The organism is Actinoallomurus spadix (assembly GCF_024055725.1).
GTDB lineage: Bacteria > Actinomycetota > Actinomycetes > Streptosporangiales > Streptosporangiaceae > Actinoallomurus > Actinoallomurus spadix.
In genome coordinates this window covers 135,695-155,652 of the sequence record NZ_JAMXMX010000003.1, presented here as the reverse complement: position 1 = coordinate 155,652, position 19,958 = coordinate 135,695, and the positions used below count along the sequence as shown (strand labels likewise).

15 protein-coding genes are annotated in these 19,958 nt (G+C 72.0%); 10 read left to right on the top strand and 5 right to left on the bottom strand.

Features of this window, described 5'->3' with window-relative positions; genetic code table 11:
* Window positions 1-20 precede the first annotated feature (20 nt).
* Both NE235_RS04850 and NE235_RS04845 read right to left on the bottom strand, forming a co-directional pair.
* Window positions 21-620: a DUF4352 domain-containing protein gene (locus NE235_RS04850; protein ID WP_252799714.1), complete on the bottom strand. Its 600-nt coding sequence runs from the start codon at window positions 618-620 to the stop codon at window positions 21-23.
* A 337-nt stretch (window positions 621-957) separates the two neighbouring features.
* Window positions 958-1,377 (bottom strand): PaaI family thioesterase, encoded by a 420-nt coding sequence (locus tag NE235_RS04845; RefSeq protein WP_406567537.1) that lies wholly within the window; start codon window positions 1,375-1,377, stop codon window positions 958-960.
* Between the two features lie 53 nt (window positions 1,378-1,430).
* Between NE235_RS04845 and polA the strand changes: the two genes are divergently transcribed.
* The 7 genes from polA (at window position 1,431) to NE235_RS04810 (ending at window position 11,217) form a co-directional block, all read left to right on the top strand.
* On the top strand, window positions 1,431-4,124 hold the full coding sequence (gene polA, locus NE235_RS04840) for a DNA polymerase I (RefSeq protein WP_252799713.1): 2,694 nt from the start codon (window positions 1,431-1,433) through the stop codon (window positions 4,122-4,124).
* A 218-nt stretch (window positions 4,125-4,342) separates the two neighbouring features.
* Window positions 4,343-5,530: a polysaccharide deacetylase family protein gene (locus NE235_RS04835; protein ID WP_252799712.1), complete on the top strand. Its 1,188-nt coding sequence runs from the start codon at window positions 4,343-4,345 to the stop codon at window positions 5,528-5,530.
* Window positions 5,531-5,737: 207 nt separating this feature from the next.
* A complete protein-coding gene (gene rpsA / locus NE235_RS04830; RefSeq protein ID WP_252799711.1) occupies window positions 5,738-7,201 on the top strand; it encodes a 30S ribosomal protein S1 in 1,464 nt (487 codons plus the stop codon).
* 41 nt (window positions 7,202-7,242) lie between these two features.
* Window positions 7,243-9,255, top strand: a complete 2,013-nt coding sequence (locus NE235_RS04825; RefSeq protein WP_252799710.1) for an endonuclease/exonuclease/phosphatase family protein — start codon at window positions 7,243-7,245, stop codon at window positions 9,253-9,255.
* 6 nt (window positions 9,256-9,261) lie between these two features.
* Window positions 9,262-9,744 (top strand): GNAT family N-acetyltransferase, encoded by a 483-nt coding sequence (locus NE235_RS04820; RefSeq protein WP_252799709.1) that lies wholly within the window; start codon window positions 9,262-9,264, stop codon window positions 9,742-9,744.
* Between the two features lie 38 nt (window positions 9,745-9,782).
* Window positions 9,783-10,394 carry a dephospho-CoA kinase gene (gene coaE, locus NE235_RS04815; protein WP_252799708.1) on the top strand — a complete coding sequence of 204 codons (612 nt, stop codon included), beginning with the start codon at window positions 9,783-9,785 and terminating at the stop codon, window positions 10,392-10,394.
* A 121-nt stretch (window positions 10,395-10,515) separates the two neighbouring features.
* A complete protein-coding gene (locus tag NE235_RS04810; RefSeq protein ID WP_308206021.1) occupies window positions 10,516-11,217 on the top strand; it encodes a hypothetical protein in 702 nt (233 codons plus the stop codon).
* 73 nt (window positions 11,218-11,290) lie between these two features.
* On the opposite strand, the gene NE235_RS04805 is transcribed toward NE235_RS04810, so the two are convergent.
* From NE235_RS04805 to NE235_RS04795, 3 genes are all read right to left on the bottom strand, one after another.
* Window positions 11,291-12,115 (bottom strand): glycerophosphodiester phosphodiesterase, encoded by an 825-nt coding sequence (locus NE235_RS04805; protein ID WP_252799707.1) that lies wholly within the window; start codon window positions 12,113-12,115, stop codon window positions 11,291-11,293.
* 204 nt (window positions 12,116-12,319) lie between these two features.
* Complete coding sequence (locus NE235_RS04800) at window positions 12,320-14,704, bottom strand: ABC transporter permease (protein WP_252799706.1); 2,385 nt, start codon at window positions 14,702-14,704, stop codon at window positions 12,320-12,322.
* Window positions 14,701-15,387, bottom strand: a complete 687-nt coding sequence (locus NE235_RS04795; protein WP_252799705.1) for an ABC transporter ATP-binding protein — start codon at window positions 15,385-15,387, stop codon at window positions 14,701-14,703. Before NE235_RS04795 ends, NE235_RS04800 begins: the two co-directional genes overlap by 4 nt.
* 206 nt (window positions 15,388-15,593) lie before the next feature.
* Between NE235_RS04795 and NE235_RS38075 the strand changes: the two genes are divergently transcribed.
* From NE235_RS38075 to uvrB, 3 genes are all read left to right on the top strand, one after another.
* Window positions 15,594-16,913 carry a sensor histidine kinase gene (locus NE235_RS38075; protein ID WP_252799704.1) on the top strand — a complete coding sequence of 440 codons (1,320 nt, stop codon included), beginning with the start codon at window positions 15,594-15,596 and terminating at the stop codon, window positions 16,911-16,913.
* Window positions 16,910-17,602 (top strand): response regulator, encoded by a 693-nt coding sequence (locus NE235_RS04785; RefSeq protein ID WP_252799703.1) that lies wholly within the window; start codon window positions 16,910-16,912, stop codon window positions 17,600-17,602. The genes NE235_RS38075 and NE235_RS04785 overlap by 4 nt, the downstream gene beginning before the upstream one ends.
* 228 nt (window positions 17,603-17,830) lie before the next feature.
* On the top strand, window positions 17,831-19,945 hold the full coding sequence (uvrB, locus tag NE235_RS04780) for an excinuclease ABC subunit UvrB (protein WP_252799702.1): 2,115 nt from the start codon (window positions 17,831-17,833) through the stop codon (window positions 19,943-19,945).
* Window positions 19,946-19,958 lie beyond the last annotated feature (13 nt).

Genomic DNA, 19,958 nt, shown 5'->3' with positions numbered 1-19,958 from the left:
CCCTTCGTCGTTTCCCGGCGTCAGGTGAGGGAGAGGTCGACGGGGTTCTTGGTGTGGCCGACGGCGGCGCCCTTGAGCTGGTCGCCGAGCCGGGACGAGGAGGGGTCGCCGAGGACGCGCAGGGCCTTGACCTTGGCGTTCGCGGGCACGTCGTACCAGAGGTCGAAGGCGCGCATCTCCTGGGAGGCGATGGACTGCACGCCGGAGGGCGCGCGGGAGATCTGCATGGCGTCGGTGTTGGGAAGGTACGTGGCGCCGTCGGCGGTGACGAGCCGCTGCCGGTAGGGGTCGAGGTCGTGGCGTTCGCGGCCGTGGTTGACCATCAGGAGGCGGACGCGGACGTACTGCCCGTGCGGGATCCAGCTGGCGTGCGAGCCGATGACCTCGGGGATCTTGGTGCGGACGCCGATCGCGGTGTAGGTGACCTCGCCGATGGTGGCGGTACGGCCCTTGAGCGGTGTCTCGTGCTCGGGGAGGGGCTGGCGGGGGATGGTGTAGTCGCGGGCCGGGTGGCCGCAGCCCGCCGCGGCGAGGGCGAGTGCGAGGAGCGGTGCGACGGCGCGGAGGGCGCCGGATCGGCGCCGGGCGCGGACGCCGGGTGTGATCGCGAAGGGGCGCACAGCGCGACGGTAGGCGACGGGCGTGATCATGCAAAGCCCCGTGGCCGACGCGTAGAGCGGCTGTGGCCGAATCGAGACCGGCGCGCCAGGGTTCAGGTGGGCCGCTGGGCCGGTGGTTCCGGCGGGCTGGGGGTTCTGACGTGCCGAGGGTTCCGGCGGGCGGGGCGGAACGACAATGAGCCCGGAGCGCCTTTGGTGCCGTCCGACCTGGTGGCCCGTGCAGGCCTTCCCCGGCCCTGCACGAGGACCGGATCGTACGTTTTCTACTCAGCGCTCCGGGCTCTTGCCCTCCAACGGTAGCGAGACTGGAGTGACTGGTGCAAAAGATGCGAGAAATCTATGCCTTGTCGCGGATGGCGCAGGTGAGTCTGGCGGTGCAGACGCGGCGGTCCTGCTCGTCGGTGATGACGATCTCGTAGCTGGCCAGGGTGCGTCCGCCGTGTAGGCGGGTGGCGACCGCGGTGACGTATCCGCTGGTGGCTGACCGGTGGTGGGTGGCGTTGATCTCGATGCCGAGGGCGATGCGGCCGGGTCCGGCGTGCAGGGCCGCGCCGACGGAGCCGGTGGACTCGGCCAGGACGCAGGAGGCGCCGCCGTGCAGGACGCCGTACGGCTGGGTGTTGCCCTTGACGGGCATGCGGGCCACGACGCGTTCGGGGCTCGCCTCGAGGAGTTCGACGCCCATCGCCGTGGCGAGATCCCCGCGCGGGTCGATGCCGCCGAGATCGTTCGTGGGGCCGCCGCCGGCCTCGCCCATGAAACCTCCATGACGTGCGTAGAACTGTCGGCATCGAAGACTAGGCTGCTGGCGTGGTGACGACGGAAGCGACCTCTGAAAACGCGCGCCTGCTGCTCCTGGACGGGCACTCTCTGGCCTACCGGGCGTTCTTCGCGCTGCCCATCGAGAACTTCTCGACGACGACGGGGCAGCCGACCAACGCGGTGTACGGCTTCACGTCCATGCTGATCAACGTGCTGCGCGACGAGGAGCCCACGCACGTCGGGGTGTGCTTCGACCGGTCGGAGCCGACGTTCCGGCACGAGGCCTACGTCGAGTACAAGGCGAACCGGCGGGAGACGCCGGACGACTTCCGCAGCCAGATCAGCTTGATCTTCGAGGTGCTCGACGCGCTGCGCATCCCGCGGCTGTCCGTCGCGGGCTACGAGGCGGACGACCTGATCGCCACGCTCGCCACGCGCGCCGTGGACCAGGGCATGGACGTGTCGATCGTCAGCGGTGACCGGGACGCGTTCCAGCTGGTCGGGCCGCGCTGCACGGTGCTGTACCCGCGCAAGGGCGTGTCGGACCTGGCCCGCATGACGCCGGCGGCGGTCGAGGAGAAGTACGGCGTGCCGCCGGAGCGGCACCGGATGCTCACGGCCCTGGTGGGGGAGACGAGCGACAACCTGCCGGGCGTGCCGGGCGTGGGCCCGAAGACCGCCGCGAAGTGGATCGCCAAGTACGACGGGCTGGACGGGGTCATCGCGCACGTCGACGAGATCACCGGTAAGGCGGGCGCGAGCCTGCGCGAGCACCTCGGTGAGGTGATGCGCAACTACCAGGTCAACAAGCTCGTCTGCGACGTGCCGCTGGAGCAGGCTCCGGCGGAGCTGACGATCGGCCAGTGGGACCGCGACGAGATCCACACGCTGTTCGACACCCTGCAGTTCCGGGTGCTGCGCGAGCGGCTGTACGCCACGCTGTCGGCGGTCGAGCCGGAGGCGGAGGAGGGCTTCGAGGTCGAGGTGGCCCGGCCGGGGCCGGGCGAGCTCGCCGCGTGGCTGGACGAGCACGCCACCGGCGAGGGCCGGGTCGGCGTCGCGGTGACCGGCACGTGGGGGCGGGGCACCGGCGACCTCACCGGTCTGGCGCTGGCCAACCAGGCGGGTGCGGGGGCGTTCGTCGACCCTGTGGAGCTGGTCGAGGAGGACGAGCGGGCGCTGGCCGCGTGGCTGGCCGACCCGAAGCGGCCGAAGGCCGTCCACGACGCGAAGGGCCCGATGCTGGCGCTGGCCGCGCGGGGCATGCGGCTCGACGGGGTGACGAGCGACACGGCGCTGGCCGCCTACCTCGCGCTGCCCGGCCAGCGTTCCTTCGACCTGGGTGACCTGGTCCTGCGCTACCTGCACCGGGAGCTGCGCGAGGAGGCCGACGGCGGCGGCCAGCTGACGATCGACGGCTCCGGCGAGCAGGAGGCCGCCCGGGACCTCGTCGTACGGGCGCGGGCGGTCGTCGACCTCGCCGCGGCGCTCGACGCGGACCTGGAGCGGCGGGGTGCGACCCGGCTGCTGCAGGATGTCGAGCTGCCGCTGGTGGAGGTCCTCGCCGGCATGGAGCGGGTCGGCGTCGCCCTGGACATCGACTACCTGGCGAAGCTGTCGGCGACCTTCGGCGCGGAGGTCAAGGCGATGGAGGAGGCCGCCTGGGAGGCGATCGGGCACGAGTTCAACCTCGGGTCGCCCAAGCAGATCCAGCAGGTGCTGTTCGACGAGCTGGAGCTGCCGAAGACGCGGCGTACCAAGACCGGTTACACCACCGACTCCGACGCGCTGACGAGCCTGTTCGCCCAGACCGGCCATCCGGTGCTGGAGCACCTGCTGCGGCACCGTGAGGTCGCCAAGCTCAAGAGCATGGTCGACTCGCTGATCCCGATGGCGGACGAGGACCGGCGCATTCACACGACGTTCGGGCAGATGGTCGCGGCGACCGGCCGGCTGTCCTCCTCCGACCCGAACCTGCAGAACATCCCGATCCGCTCGGCCGAGGGCCGGCAGATCCGCGAGGGCTTCATGGTGGGCGCGGGTTACGAGTGCCTGCTCACCGCCGACTACAGCCAGATCGAGCTGCGGATCATGACGCACCTGTCGGAGGACGCCGCGCTGATCGAGGCGTTCGGGTCCGGCGCGGACTTCCACACGATCACCGCCTCCCGGGTGTTCGACCTGCCGCCCGAGCAGATCGACGGCGAGCTGCGGTCGCGGATCAAGGCGATGAACTACGGCCTGGCGTACGGCCTGTCGGCGTTCGGGCTGTCGCAGCAGCTGAAGATCACGCCGGACGAGGCGCGGGCGCTGATGGCCGAGTACTTCGAGCAGTTCGGTGGCGTGCGCGACTACCTGCGCGACATCGTCGCTCGGGCCCGGCAGGACGGCTACACCGAAACGATCATGGGCCGCCGCCGCTACCTGCCGGACCTGACCTCGGACAACCGGCAGCGCCGGGAGATGGCCGAGCGGATGGCGCTTAACGCGCCGATCCAGGGGTCGGCGGCCGACATCATCAAGGTCGCGATGCTGAACGTCGACCGCGCGATGCGCGCCGCCGGGCTGGCGTCGCGGATGCTGCTGCAGGTCCACGACGAGCTGATCTTCGAGGTGGCGCCGGGCGAGCTGGAGACGCTGCAGTCCCTCGTGCGCGAGCAGATGGGCGGCGCGTACGACCTGCGGGTGCCGCTGGAGGTCTCGATGGGCACCGGGCGCACCTGGCAGGAGGCCGGTCACTGACGGCTGGTCCCGCCGACGGCACCGGTCACCGAGGGCTCACCCCTGCGGCGGGGGCCGGTCACGGAGGGCTCACCCCGGTGACGGATTGCAAGATCCAGTGAGCGGGAAGGAAGAGTCCGCGCGAGACGGGCGGCCATGATCCGACGGCCGTTCCGCGCGGACTTCGACGGTGCCCGCGGCCGCACGGCTCGCCACGGGTACGAGCTGCTGGGGGGCACGTGCCGCATCTTCACCGACTCGCCGCCACCCTGATCGTCGCCGCGGTCGCCGTGGGCCTGCTGCTGCCCCCGGACGGGCACGGCCGCCGCGCCGGCACCACGCGCCGCGCGGGCGTCACCGCGGCCGTCTCCGCCGCCGGGAACGGCGCGGCGGGCGGCGGCGGGCCGTGGGACGGCGCGGCGGCGCCGGCACGTGGGGCGGGAGACGGGGCGGGACGCGGCCGGCGTGCCGTCGCGCCGCCGGGCCCGGCGCAGGCGGCCCCGGCGGTCCCGGCCTTCGACCGGGCGCGGGCGGCCGCGGTGGCCCGTGCCGCCGACGCGAACGAACTCGGTCAGGTCCCGATCCTGATGATCCACCGGGTGCTGGCCCGGCCGAAGGCGTCGCTGGACCGCACGCCGGCCCAGCTGTACGCCGAGTTCACCCGGCTGGCGCAGGAGGGGTACGTGCCGGTGACGGCCGCGGAGTTCGTCACGGGGACGATGAACGTTCCGGCGGGCCGGCATCCGGTCGTGCTGACCTTCGACGACGGGTCGCCGACGCATCTGGCGTTCGACGCGGCGGGCGTGCCGGAGCCGGACACCGCCGTCGGGGTGATCGAGAGGGTGGCCCGGGAGCACCCGGGGTTCCGTCCGGTCGCGACGTTCTTCGTGAACGCCGGTCCGTTCGCGCTGGGGGACCGGGCGGCGGCCGCGCTGCGCTGGCTGGTCCAGCACGGCTTCGAGGTCGCCAACCATACGGCCCACCATCGTGACCTGGCGGGGATGGATCACGGCGGGGTGGCCGAGGAGATCGGTGCCGACCAGAAGATGATCACGGCTGCGACGGCTATCCCGCCGGTGACGTTCGCGTTTCCTTTCGGCGCCCCGGCACGCCTGTCGTGGGCCGGCCACGGATCGGCCGGCGGAGCCCGGTGGGACTTCCGGGGGATGTTCCTCGCGGGATGGCGTCCGGCCGACTCGCCGTTCGAGAAGGACTATGATCCTCGGCAGATCCCGCGGATCCGCGACGACGGCCGGGTTCGCCAGGACGACTGCCGGCGATTCTGCTCGATCGCCTGGCTCGACTGGCTGGCCCGGCATCCGGACAAGCGCTACACATCCGATGGTGATCCGGCCACGGTGGCCTTCCCGCGGGCTAAGATGATCTACCTCGCGGAGAGCTTCGTGGCCCGCGCGTGCCCGTATTGATCAAGCGGGCGATTGACCGTACCGGCCTACGTCCCATATTCTGATCGCTGCGCTGTGGGCCTGCGCGCGCCTCGGACAGAGCAGGCTCGCGCTCGGTCACGTCGACATCGGTATGGTCACGCCGCCGGTTCATCGGCAGGGACGGATAACTGGCCCTCCGCGCAGCACAGGCAACTACGCATGTCCGTATCCGGAGCCATCCCACACATGACGAGCAGCACCGAGGCCACCTCGAGTACCCCGCAGGTAGCGGTCAATGACATCGGGTCCGAGGAAGCCTTCCTCGCGGCGATCGACGAGACCATCAAGTATTTCAACGACGGCGACATTGTCGAGGGCACTGTCGTCAAGGTCGATCGAGACGAGGTCTTGCTCGACATCGGCTACAAGACCGAGGGTGTCATCCCCTCGCGTGAGCTTTCGATCAAGCACGATGTCGACCCGAACGAGGTCGTCACGGTCGGAGACCACGTCGAGGCCCTCGTCCTCCAGAAGGAGGACAAGGAAGGTCGCCTGATCCTGTCCAAGAAGCGCGCGCAGTACGAGCGCGCCTGGGGCACGATCGAGAAGATCAAGGACGAGGACGGCATCGTCACCGGTACCGTCATCGAGGTCGTCAAGGGCGGCCTCATCCTCGACATCGGCCTGCGCGGCTTCCTGCCGGCATCGCTGGTGGAGATGCGCCGGGTCCGCGACCTCCAGCCGTACGTCGGCCGTGAGCTCGAAGCCAAGATCATCGAGCTGGACAAGAACCGCAACAACGTGGTCCTGTCCCGCCGTGCCTGGCTCGAGCAGACGCAGAGCGAGGTCCGCCAGACCTTCCTCAACACCCTCCAGAAGGGCCAGGTCCGCAAGGGCGTCGTTTCCAGCATCGTCAACTTCGGCGCGTTCGTCGACCTCGGCGGCGTCGACGGTCTGGTGCACGTGTCCGAGCTGTCCTGGAAGCACATCGACCACCCCTCCGAGGTCGTCGAGGTCGGCCAGGAGGTCACGGTCGAGGTCCTCGACGTCGACATGGAGCGCGAGCGGGTCTCGCTGTCGCTCAAGGCGACGCAGGAGGACCCCTGGCAGCAGTTCGCCCGCACCCACCAGATCGGCCAGGTCGTTCCGGGCCGGGTCACCAAGCTGGTGCCGTTCGGCGCGTTCGTGCGGGTCGAGGAGGGCATCGAGGGCCTGGTCCACATCTCCGAGCTGGCCGAGCGCCACGTGGAGATCCCGGAGCAGGTCGTCCAGGTCGGCGACGAGATCTTCGTCAAGATCATCGACATCGACCTCGACCGGCGCCGCATTAGCCTCTCGCTGAAGCAGGCCAACGAGACCGGCGGGACGTTCACCGACGAGGAGTTCGACCCGACGCTCTACGGCATGCCCGCCGAGTACGACGAGCAGGGGAACTACAAGTACCCCGAGGGCTTCGACTCGGACACCGGCGACTGGCTCGAGGGCTACGAGGAGCAGCGTGAGGCCTGGGAGCGGCAGTACGCCGAGGCCCGCTCCCGCTTCGACGCCCACAAGCGGCAGGTCGAGGAGGCCCGCCGGGCCGAGGCCGAGGCGGCCGGCCCGCAGTCGTACGCGACGGAGGAGTCGCAGGGCGGCGACACGGGCGGCGCGCTGGCCTCCGACGAGGCGCTCGCGGCGCTCCGCGAGAAGCTGTCCGGCGGCCAGGAGTAACACACAACCGAAAACCGGCGAGGAGTAGACAGACCACCGTTATGGTCGATTCTGACTCACGCGTCCGATCCGGGGGTCCCGTCGCTACGGCGGGACCCCCGGTCGTTCCCCAGGAACTTTCGCGGATCTCGCTGATCGCGGTCACCCTCGCGGTGCTCGCCGAGGTGCTGCGGGCGGGATTCCCCGCGTTCGGGCACTACACCGAGTCCGGTGGGGCGGTCACCGCCACGCTGGTGATCCTGGTGTCGTGCCTGTCCGGCTTTCTGGCGCCCGGTGTGCGCGCGGTCGCCGGGCCGCGCGGCCTGCCGGCCGTCGCGATCGGCGGCCTGCTGGCCGTCCGGCTCGCCATGCAGGCCGTCTCACCGGCGCTGTGGCTGGCGTTCGCCGGCGCCGTGTTCGGGATGCTCGCCGTCACGGCGCTGTACGAGGCGGCGCGCGGCCTGTCCGGCACCGGATTCGCGGTGGCGGCGACGGCCGGGCTCACCGGCGACACCGCGCTGCGGCTCGCGTTCGGCACCTGGGACCCGCCCGCGCGCGCGGGCGTCGCCGCCTGGATCGTCACGCTGCTGATCGTCGCGGGCGGCGTGGCGGCGCTGGTGCGCTGGCTGCGCAACCCGCCGGTCGAGGCGCCGGTGATCGGCTGGCGTGACGCGCTCGGCGCGGCGGCGCTGGGGCCGTTCCTGGCCCTGCAGATCCTCGTGCTGTCCAGTCCGGCGTTCACGTCCTCCAGCGGCGGGCTGCCGCTGGCCGTCGCCGGGGTGGTCGTCCTGGCGGGGCAGGCGCTGGCGATGGCGTTCCTGTCCTCGGGCCTGGCCGTCGCGGCCGTGCCCGGCGGGGTGTGCGTGTTCGGCGGCACGCTGCTCGGCGTGGGCGCGGGCGCGGTCACCGGCCGGTACGGCCTGACCGGCGCGGTCGCCATCGCCGTCGTGATCATCGGGCAGGTGCTGTCGGCGTGGCTGCTCGCGGTCGCCTCACGGGTGCCGCTGCGGCGCGGCGGCTACCGCGGCCGGCCCGCCGAGCGGGGCGGCCCGCCGCCGGACGTCAGCGTCCCCGACACCGGGGGCCGGGCGTGGCGCATCGACCTGGGCGCGGCCCTCGGCGCGCTCGGCGTCCTGGTCGTGATCCTGCCGTACCAACTGCACTACACCCACCCGCTGCCCCTGCCGAACAAGGTCCTGCCGGGCCTGGCGGGCATCGCGCTGGGCCTGCTGTCGGCGATCGCCGCGGCGCGCGGCGGCCCGCTCCCGGCGCGTTCGGCGGTCCGCGCGCTCGGCGCGGGCGCGGGCGCGCTGGTCCTCGCGGTCGTCCCGGTGATCTACGCGGTGACCGCGCCGTCGGTGACCCGCGCGGCGACGAGGCTGCCGGGCACGTTCCGGCTCGTCTCGTACGACATCCACGACGCCATCGGTGACGGGGGCCGGCTGGACCCGGAGGCGATCGCCCGCGCGATCGAGGCGCAGCGCGCCGACGTCGTGGCGCTGCAGGGGGTCGGGCGGGGCCGTCCGATGTCCGGCACCACGGACGTCGCGTCCTGGCTGGCCCGGCGGCTGAAGATGCGCCTCGTGTGGGGCGCGGCGGCCGACCACCAGGACGGCAACGCGGTGCTGACCCGGCTGCGCGTCAAGGCCACCGGCGCCGGGCGGCTGCCGGTCGGCGCCGGCCCGCAGGCGCCCGGGTACGTCTGGGCCCGGGTCGACGTCGGCGGTGGCAACACCGCCGACGTGTGGTCCGTACGGCTCCAGCAGGGCGCCGACCGCGCCCAGAGCCGGCTGACCGAGATCGGGAAGCTGCTGCAGGTGTGGAGCGGCGCGCCGCGTACGATCATCGCCGGGAACATGGGCGCGGGTCCGGGAACCCCGGAGCTGAGCCGCCTCATGGGCCAGAGCGGGTTGCGCGGCACGATGGAATCGCCTCCGCCGACCATGACGGGCGGCGTCCGCGCCGACTGGATCCTCGGCAGCGACGACCTCGGCTTCGACAACAGCGCGGTCGACTCGTCCCGGCGTGCCTCGGACCACTATCCGGTGGCCGCGACGGTCCGCGTGGTGGGCTGACCGTCCGTGGAGGAGGTCCGGATCGAACACGCCGACGTCTCCGACGCCGGGGAGATCCTCACCGTGCAGCGCGCCGCGTACGTCACCGAGGCGCAGCTGCACGGTGACCCGTTCCTGCCGCCGCTCGTCGAGTCCCTCGACCAGATCCGCGCAATGATCGCCGAGTCCCTGGTCCTGAAGGCCAGCGTGGGACCCCGGCTCGTCGGTTCGGTACGCGGCCGGTTCAACGAGCGCACCTGCCTGGTCGGCCGGCTCGTCGTCGCGCCCGACCTGCAGGGCCGGGGGATCGGCGAGGCGCTGATGCGGGCGCTGGAGGCGGAGGCGGCCGGCCGGGCCGACGCCTGCGTGCTGTTCACCGGGCATCTCAGCGAGACCGACCTGCGGATGTACCGCCGGCTCGGCTACGCCGAGACCAACCGGGAGCGGGTCGCCGACCACCTGACGCTCGTCCACATGCGCAAGCCCCTCGGGCCCGTCCGGGGCGGCTGACTGGTCCCCGCGCGGGGCGGGTGAGTACGCTCGCCGTCGTGCTGAGTGTGGGGTTGACCGGAGGGATCGGGTCGGGCAAGAGCGAGGTGTCCCGGCGGCTCGCGGAGCACGGCGCGGTGGTCGTCGACGCCGACGCCGTCGCCCGGGAGGTCGTCGAGCCGGGCACGCCGGGCCTGGCCGAGGTCGTCGCGGAGTTCGGCGAGGGGGTGCTGCTCCCCGACGGCTCGCTGGACCGGGAACGGCTCGGGTCGATCGTGTTCGCCGATGAGGAACGGCGGGCGCGCCTCAACGCGATCGTGCACCCGCGCGTCGGCGAGCGGATGCGCGAACTCGTCGAGCGGGCGCCGGGCGACGCGATCGTCGTCTATGACGTGCCGCTGATCGCCGAGAACGGCCTGGCGGGCATGTACGACCTCGTGGTCGTCGTCGACACGCCCGTCGAGGAGCAGGTGCGGCGCCTGACCGGGCGGCGCGGCATGACCGAGGCGGACGCGCGGGCCCGCATCGCGGCCCAGGCCACCCGGGAGCGGCGGCTGGAGATCGCCGACCGCGTCATCGACAACTCCGGCACGCTCGAACGGCTCGCCGGGCAGGTCGACGAGCTGTGGGCGGACCTGAAACGCCACGCCGACGCGGAGGACCGGCGATGACGCGGATCGCCCGGACGGGCGGCGGGCTCGCGGGTCGTACCGACGTGGAGGAGCGGGCGATGACGCGGATCGCCCGGACGGGCGGCCGGCCCGCGGGCCGTACCGGTGCGAGGAGTGGGCGATGATGCGGGTTACCTGGGCGACCGATCAGGGCAGCCCCGCTCGCCCGAACGAGGACTTCGTCGCGACCGCGCTCGGCGCTGCCGTGGTGCTGGACGGCATGAGCATCGACATGGATCTGGAGACCGGTTGCGTGCACGGCCGCCCCTGGTACGTGGGGCAGCTCGCGACCCGGCTGCTCGCCGGCCTCCTCGACCACGGACTGAGCCCGGCCGCCGCCCTCGCGCAGGCGATCACGGAGACGGCCGCCGCGCACGGCGGCCGCTGTGACCTGTCCCATCCCTGGACCCCGGCGACGACGGTCGTCGCGCTGCGCGTCCGGGACCAGGCCGCGGACTACCTGGTGCTGTCGGACTCCACGCTGCTGCTCGACCAGGGCGGGCGGGTCACCGCGCTCACCGCCGACGGCAGCGGATTCGCCGCCGCCGACCCGCGCGTGGCGGGGCGGGCGCTCACCGGGAGCGTGCCGCTCCCGGAGCTGCGCCGGGCGGCCCTGCTGACCGACGGCGCGACCCGGGCGGTCGACGCCTTCGGCCTGGCCGACTGGCCGCAGACCCTGGCCACGCTGGGCGAGCGAGGGCCCGCGGCGCTGATCGAACAGGTCCGGGAGGCCGAGCGATCCGACCCGGACGGCCGGCGCTGGCCCCGGCACAAGCGTCACGACGACGCGACCGTCGCCTACTGCGAGTTCCCCGCCCCCTGAGATCCTCGGCGACCGGCGCCGAGGATCCCGGTACCGTGGACGACGACGATCCACGGCGTTGACGGCGGCACGCCTATCCCTTGAGGACCGAGCGGAGCGTGTCGGGGCGGTTGGTGATGATCCCGTCCACCCCGTAGCCGATCATCCGGCGCATCGTCGCGCGGTCGTCGACCACGTACACGAAGACCTTCAGGTGACGCTTCTTGACGCTGCCGACGTAGCTCTTGCCGACCTTCGTGTACTTCGGGTTGACGTAGCGCGCGTACTTCGCGACCGCCGGGAGCTGTGCCGTGGTCGGCTTGCCGAGGACGCCCAGCGGCACGGACGGCAGCAGCGGGTGGAAGCTCTTCAGGTACGACCACTCGAAGCTCTGGACGATCAGCCGGCCCGGGCGCAGCCAGTACGGGTGGGCGCGCAGCGCCGTGGCGACCCGGCCGTTCATGCCGGGGTACAGGGACGGGTTCTTGAGCTCCAGGAGGAGCTTCAGACCCTGGCCCTGCATGGCGCTCAGCGTCTCGTCCAGGGTCGGCACCCGCTCGCCCTTGTACTTGGACGAGAACCACGACCCGGCGTCGAGCCGCTTGATCTGCTTGAGGGTGTAGTCGCGGATCCGCCATGGTGAGCCGTGCGGGTAGACCTTCTCCACGTTGGTGGTCCGCTTCAGCGTCTCGTCGTGCATGACGATGAGCTTGTGGTCCTTGGTCTGCTGGACGTCGAGCTCGAAGTAGTCGGCGTGCCTCGTCTTGGCCTGCCGGAAGGCCGCGAGGGTGTTCTCCGGCGCGTACGCGGACGCGCCCCGGTGGCCGACGTCCGCGACGGTCGAAGCGGCGGAGGCGGTTCCGGCGAGGGCGAGGGGGACGGCGGAGACGAGCGTGATGGCGGCGAGGCGTACGAGCATGGGGGTCCTTCACGGCCGGGGGCGGGGGCTCGGTCATGACGGTGCGCCGACAGGACTGCCGGTCGGGAAGCGGGGTGTAAGTCGGGCATGACGTTCATATTGACATCAGGTAACCCGGCCCGGAGGGCCTTCGGAGGCAGCGGTCGCCCGGCCACCCTGGAGGGAGGGCGGGCGACCCGATGAGGACCTCGAACGGTCGGCCGGCTACTCCGTGCGCAGAGCGGTCGCGGTGCGGGTGTGGGCGGCCCAGCCGGCCGGCGGGAACGCGCCCACCGCCGCGATGACCAGCCCGCCCAGGACGAGCGGTATCAGCACGGGCAGGTCGTACACCGCGATGTCCGCCGCCGGGAACCTGGTGCCCGCGGCATCACCCATGACCGGCAGCACGTGATCGTGCAGCGCGACGCCGACCGGGACCCCGAGTGCGCCGGCGAGCAGGCCGACTCCGGCGACCGATGTGATGACCATGGTGACCGTCTGCCTCGGTGACATACCCAGCGCCTTCAGCACCCCCAGGTCGTGGACGCGCTCCCGGGTGTCGAGCACGACGGTGTCGAGCACGCCCAGACCGGCCACGGCGAGCAGCATCAACGTGAGCATCGCGGCCAGGGTGTCCATGGCGACGACCGTGCCGCTCAGCCGCCCGGAATTGGTCGCCGCGGTGATGCCGAGCGGCCGCAGGGCCGCGTTGAGCGAGTCGAGATACGCCCGCGGATCGGTTCCCGGTTTGAGATCGATCGCGAACTCGACCGACTCCGGCAGGACGGGGGCGCGGAGGGCGGTGAGGGACGAGTCATCGGTCAGGATGACCATGCCCTCCTCCCGCAGGTCCAGCGCCTCGCCGACGATCCGCACCGGGGCGCTGCGGCCGCCCTCGGTCAGGGTGATGGTGTCTCCGATATGGGCCCCGGTCGTCCTGAGGAACCCCGAGGGGACCACCGCCTGGCCTCGGCCGTGGAACCACGACCCGGCGACCATCTGGTACGAACCCCAGGACGAGTCGCCCTCGTAAGCGATCACGGTCGTCCGGCCGGCCAGTCCGGCCACGCCGACCCGGGTCTGGCCGGTACTGAAGTAGCGCCTGGTGCCCGGTTGCGCACTGATCTTCGCGGCGATCGCCGCGGGTTTCACGGCCGGCTTCACGAGCGGGGTGGCCGGGTCCGTCCCGGGGGCCGGCGGGGCGAACGCGAAGGCCGAGACCACGACCGTACCCGGGGTCCGGCGGTTGAGGCCGTTCTGGATCGCGTTCAGGGACAGGGCGAGACCGACGCCGAAGGTGATGCCGATCGTGCCGAAGGCCACGGCCGCGGCCACCGTCGCCGACCGCGCGGGCCGGGCGAAGGGGGTGGCCAGGCCGAGGCTCACCGGCCGCGGCAATGGCAGCCGGCCCAGCAGGTACCGCACCGCGCGGCCGCGTCCGGAGCGGGGTGTGCGGCCGACGGCGATCGCCTCGACGGTCCGCAGCCGCCCGGCACGCAGCGCGGGCACCAGTGCGGTGACGGCGACCGCGGCGAGAACGACGGCGGGAACGGCGACGTCGATCCATGGGGCGACCGTCAACCCGCCGGTGCCGTACGCGCTCTTGGCCTGGCTCAGGACCGGGATCGACAGCAGGTTGCCGGAGATGACGCCCAGGACGGCGCCGACGGTCGCGGGGATCAGCGCCTGCGCGACGTAGGCGCGCACGACCTGGGCCGGGGTGAACCCCAGCGACTTCAGGACGCCGATGCGCCGGGTCGCGGCGCCGACCGCCCCGCTGACCACGACGCCGATGATCAGGATCGACATGACCAGGCCGAGGACCCCGAAGGTGATCACGAACGGGACGAACGTCGCCGAGGCGCGGCTCGCGGCCAGCCTGATCTTCAAGTAGGACGCCGCTCCGGTCATCGATCCCGGCGGCACGGCCGCGGTGATCGCGGCGCGATCGGCGGTGATCTGGGCGTCGGTCCCGGCGCCGGCGAAGCGGTAGAGCATCTGATGGGCCGGTACGGCACCGGGAGCGGTCAGCGCGGTGAGCTCCGCCGGCGACACCCACGCCTCCGCGCTAGCGCCCACCGACCTGGCCAGCCCGACGACGGTCAGCGACGGACCGCCGGGCAGATCGGGGAAATCCATACGGTCGCCGATGCCGAACGGCGCATTCTCGTCGCTCAGCACGACCTGCCCCGCCCCGGTGGCCCACCGACCGGTGGTGAGGTCGAGGTCGTCGACCGGTCCGCCCGGATCGGCACGGCCGACGATCGTCATCGGCGGCAGGTGGTCGCCCAGCGGCATGCCGGACTTGTTCCGGCCGACATGCGGACGCAGCGACAGGACCGGGAACGGCCCGGCGGCCGCCGTCACCCCGGAGACGTGCGCGGTGGCCGCGACCTGCCCGGCGGTGACCCTTGATCCGTCGTATTGCACGGTCAGGTGCGCGCCCTTCTGCTTCGCGAAGGCGTGGTCGAACGGGGCCTGCGACGTCACGAGGAGACCTGCGGCCAGCACCGACGCGGTGACCGCCATCATCGTGGTCAGCGTCATCACCACGGTCTGGACGCGGCGCCGTCCGACGCCGGCGCGTACGACCCTCCCCAGCGCGCTCATCGGGTGACCGTCTGGACGTCGCGCGAGATCCTGCCGTCCATCAGCTCGATCGTCCGTGTCGCGCTCGACGCCGCGAGCGCGGTGTCGTGGGTGACCAGCAGGATCGTCTGCCCGTTCCGGTTGAGGTCGACCAGCAGTTCCCTGACGTCGGCGGCGGAGGCGCTGTCCAGAGCGCCGGTCGGCTCGTCGGCCAGCAGGAGCGGGGGACGGTTCATCAGCGCCCTGGCGACCGCGACGCGCTGGCGCTCGCCGCCGGACAGGCGGCCGGGGAAGGCGCGGGCGTGCCGGGCGATGCCGAGCTGGTCGAGCAGTTCGGCGGCCCGGGCGCGGGCCCTGGCCCGCGGCACGCCGGCCAGCTGGGCCGGCAGGAGCACGTTGTCCTCGGCGGTCAGGTCGTCCAGCAGGTTGAAGAACTGGAAGACCATTCCGATCCGTTCCCGCCGGTACCTCGCCAGGGCGGCCTCGCCCAGCCGGTCGACGCGTAGGCCGTCCACGGTGACGGCGCCTTCGCTCGGCTTGTCCAATCCGGCGATCATGTTGAGCAGGGTCGATTTGCCGCTGCCCGACGGGCCGAGCACCGCCAGCGCCTCACCGGCGCGCACCTGGAGGTTCAGGCCGTCCAGGGCCGGCGGCCCTTCGTCGTATCTCTTGCGCACATCTCGGATCTCGATGATCGCTGTCAACGGGTCCTCCACGGATCGGGTCGGTGTCGACGCGACCCGACGCTAGGAGCGGTGCGCGGACCGGCGCGTCGGCAACCGTGGCGAACTCCGGTCCTCCGCCAGGGGGACGAGGGCGGCGCGTCATCCTTGCGATGTACGCCGGTACCCGCGTGCCGGTCGTCATCGGGGCGGATGTCGCGATTCCCGCCGATTGGGACACTTGGCCGGTGAGCAGAGCAGAGATCATCGGCCGCCGGGTTGGCGGTGTTGCCGCGCTGTGGCGTGTCACCGGTCCGCCGCCGGCCGTTTCCCGCTGGGCCTGGACGTCCGACGCGATCCTCGCTCTCGTCCTGACCCTGGGCACGCTGAGCGTCAGCCGGTACCCGAGCGCGTCAGATCCCGTCTCCGTGGTGAACGGCGGGCCCGTCCCGGTGACCCCGGGCGATGTCCCGGTTCCCCCGGATCCGCCGGCGCCGCCCCACGGCGTCGACGCCGGGAGTCTCCACGGCGGCACTTCGTTCTGGCACCTGATCCTGGCGGTCCTGACCGCGATGCCCCTGGTGGCGCGGCGCCGGTACCCGGTCGCGGCGTTCTGGGTCGTCCTCGGCGCGACACAGCTCTACCACCTGCACCCGGGCTACGACCCCTCATTCACCTTCGCCGCCTGCCTGATCGCCGCCTACAGTGCCGTGATGTACAGTCCGCACCGGTCGCTGGCGCTGGCCGGCGCGCTGGCCGGCGCGGTGCTGCTCGCAGCCGACCACGAGGGGGTCGTGCCTTCCATCAGGCCCGGCGTGGTCACGTTCCTCGTCCTGATCCCGGCGGGGCTCGCGGCCAACGCGATGCACACCTGGAAGCAGCGCGTACGGATCCTGGAGGAGGAGCGGGAGACGACGACACGGCGGGCGGTCGAGCGGGAGCGGTCGCGGATCGCGCAGGAACTGCACGACGTCGTCACCCACAATGTCAGCATGATGGTCGTTCAGGCCGGCGCCGCCCGGAAGGTGCTGAAGACGGCGCCCGAGCGGGCCGAGCAGGCCATGCTGGCCGTGGAGTCCGGCGGGCGGACCGCGATGACCGAGTTGCGCCACGTCATGGGCCTGCTCACCATGAACGGTGACGACCCGGACCAGGTGGGCGCGGAGGACCTCGCCCCGCCGCCCGGGCTTCACCAGGTCCCGGCGCTGGTCGAGCGGGCCCGGGAAGCGGGAGTGGAGGCCGAGCTGACCGTGACCGGCTCTCCGGTTCCGCTGCCCGCCGGGGTCGATCTCGCGGCCTACCGGGTGGTGCAGGAGGCGCTGACCAACACGGTCAAGCACGCGGCGGGCGCGCGGGTCGCGATCAGCGTCACGTACGGCCCTCGCGATCTGCGGATCGAGGTGACCGACACCGGCGGTACGCCCACGGCGTCGGCCCGCTCCGGCAGCGGCCGCGGGCTGATCGGACTGCGCGAACGACTCGCCGTCTACGGCGGCACGCTCGAGGCCGGTGGGCTTCCGGCCGGCGGCTATCGGCTGTGCGCGGTGCTGCCAGGGGGAGAGGAGTGAGCGATCCCCTCCGGGTCGTCATCGCCGACGATCAGGCGCTGGTCCGGACCGGGTTCGCGATGATCCTGGCCGCCGAGGGGATCGACGTCGTCGGGGAGGCCGCCGACGGCGCGAAGGCCGTCGACGAGGTCCGCAGGACCCGGCCCGACGTCGTGCTCATGGACATCCGGATGCCCGAGGTCGACGGTCTGGAGGCCACGCGGCGCATCCTGTCGGCCGGCCCGTACACGCCGCGCGTCATCATCCTGACGACCTTCGACCTCGACCGCTACGTCTACGCCGCGCTCAGCGCGGGTGCCAGCGGGTTCCTCCTCAAGGACGTCTCGCCCGAGCATCTGGTCGCGGCGGTGCGGCTGGTGCGCTCCGGCGACGCGCTGCTCGCCCCGAGCATCACCCGCCGTCTCATCGAGCGGTACGCCCGCCACGACGATCGGGGCGCGACCCTGCACCGCGACCTGTCGACGCTCACCCCCCGGGAGCTCGACGTGCTCCGGCTGCTGGCGCGCGGGCTCAGCAACGCCGAGCTCGCCGGCGTGCTGCACGTCAGCGACGCGACCGTGAAGACCCACGTGGCGCGGATCCTGTCCAAACTCGGCCTGCGCGACCGCGCCCAGGCGATCGTCGTCGCCTACGAGACAGGCGTCGTCGTCCCGGGCGGGGCCGGCGGGGCCGGCGGCGCGGAGGGCTGATCCCCCCGGCCGGTGTCTCACCGGCATCCGCCGCCCGATTCGAGCCCCTGCCCGATCCGAGCCCGTGCCCGTACGGGCTCGACCACGCGCGAGCCGGCGCTCGCTGGACCGGAATGTCGGTGGCGGGGCGTAGGTTGAACCTCATACCGGGGACTGTGGCCGTGAGGGGGCCCGCCCGGTTCAGAAGCCGCCGAGGCGGCCAGTGAGCGCATCATTCGGAGGAGCAGCGTGCGGCCTGTCACCGATCTTCAGCGGAAGGTGGCGCCCTTCGAGGTCGTCACCGAGATGACCCCGTCCGGCGACCAGCCGGCGGCGATCGCCGAGCTGGAGCGGCGCGTCAAGCGCGGCGACAAGGACTCGGTGCTCCTGGGAGCGACCGGCACCGGCAAGACCGCGACGGTCGCCTGGCTGATCGAGAAGGTCCAGCGCCCGACCCTGGTCATGCAGCCGAACAAGACGCTCGCCGCGCAGTTCGCCAACGAGCTGCGCGAGATGCTGCCGAACAACGCCGTCGAGTACTTCGTCTCCTACTACGACTACTACCAGCCTGAGGCGTACGTCCCGCAGACCGACACCTACATCGAGAAGGACTCCTCGATCAACGACGAGGTGGAGCGGCTGCGGCACTCGGCGACCAACTCGCTGCTGACCCGCCGCGACACGATCGTGGTCGCGTCGGTGTCCTGTATCTACGGCCTGGGAACCCCGCAGGAGTACGTCGACCGCATGGTCCGGCTCAAGGTCGGGGACGAGATCGAGCGGGACGAGCTGCTGCGCCGCCTCGTCGCGATGCAGTACGCCCGCAACGACCTGGCGTTCACCCGGGGCACGTTCCGCGTGCGCGGCGACACGATCGAGATCATTCCGCAGTACGAAGAGCTCGCCGTCCGCATCGAGATGTTCGGCGACGAGATCGAGAAGCTCGCCACGCTGCACCCGCTGACCGGTGAGGTGATCACCGAGGACGAGGAGCTGTACATCTTCCCGGCCTCCCACTACGTCGCCGGTCCGGAGCGCATGGAGCGCGCCATCAACGGCATCGAGACGGAGCTGGAGCAGCGGCTCGCCGAGATGGAGCGGCAGGGCAAGCTGCTGGAGGCCCAGCGGCTGCGGATGCGCACCACGTACGACATCGAGATGATGCGGCAGGTCGGCACCTGCTCCGGCATCGAGAACTACTCCCGGCACATCGACGGCCGTGGTCCCGGCACCCCGCCCAACACCCTCCTCGACTACTTCCCCGAGGACTTCCTCCTCGTCATCGACGAGTCGCACCAGACGACCCCGCAGATCGGCGCGATGTACGAAGGCGACATGTCGCGCAAGCGCACCCTCGTCGACCACGGGTTCCGGCTGCCGAGCGCGATGGACAACCGCCCGCTGAAGTGGGAGGAGTTCCTCGAGCGCATCGGGCAGACGGTGTACCTGTCGGCGACCCCCGGGCCGTACGAACTGGGCCGGGTGAAGGGCGACGTCGTCGAACAGGTGATCCGCCCGACCGGCCTGGTCGACCCCGAGGTCGTCATCAAGCCGACGAAGGGGCAGATCGACGACCTGGTCCACGAGATCCGGCAGCGCGCCGAGCGGGACGAGCGGGTGCTGGTCACCACGCTGACCAAGAAGATGGCCGAGGACCTCACCGACTACCTCCTGGAGCTCGGCATCCGGGTGCGCTACCTCCACAGCGAGGTCGACACGCTGCGCCGGGTCGAGCTGCTGCGCGAGCTGCGGCTGGGGGAGTTCGACGTCCTGGTCGGCATCAACCTGCTCCGCGAGGGTCTCGACCTGCCGGAGGTGTCGCTGGTCAGCATCCTCGACGCCGACAAGGAGGGCTTCCTGCGCTCAGAGACCTCGCTGATCCAGACGATCGGCCGGGCCGCGCGGAACGTCTCGGGCCAGGTGCACATGTACGCCGACAAGGTCACCCCGTCGATGGAGCGGGCCATCGACGAGACCAACCGGCGGCGCGCCAAGCAGATGGCCTACAACGAGGCGAACGGCATCGAGCCGACGGCCCTGCGCAAGAAGATCGCCGACATCCTCGACATGCTGACCCGGGAGGACGCCGACACCGAGGAGCTCATCGGCGGTGCCGGACGGCAGCAGAGCCGGGGTAAGGCGCCGGTGCCGGGCCTGTCCTCCAAGCAGCGCGCCGGCCGGCACGCGGCCGACCTCGTCGGCGAGCGGCCGCGCGAGGAGATGGAGGCCCTCATCGAGCAGATGACGCAGCAGATGCACCACGCGGCGGAGGAGCTGCAGTTCGAGATGGCGGCCCGGCTCCGCGACGAGATCAAGGAGCTCAAGCGCGAACTGCGCGACATGAAGGAGGCCGGCGTCCGGTAGTCGCGCCGGGACG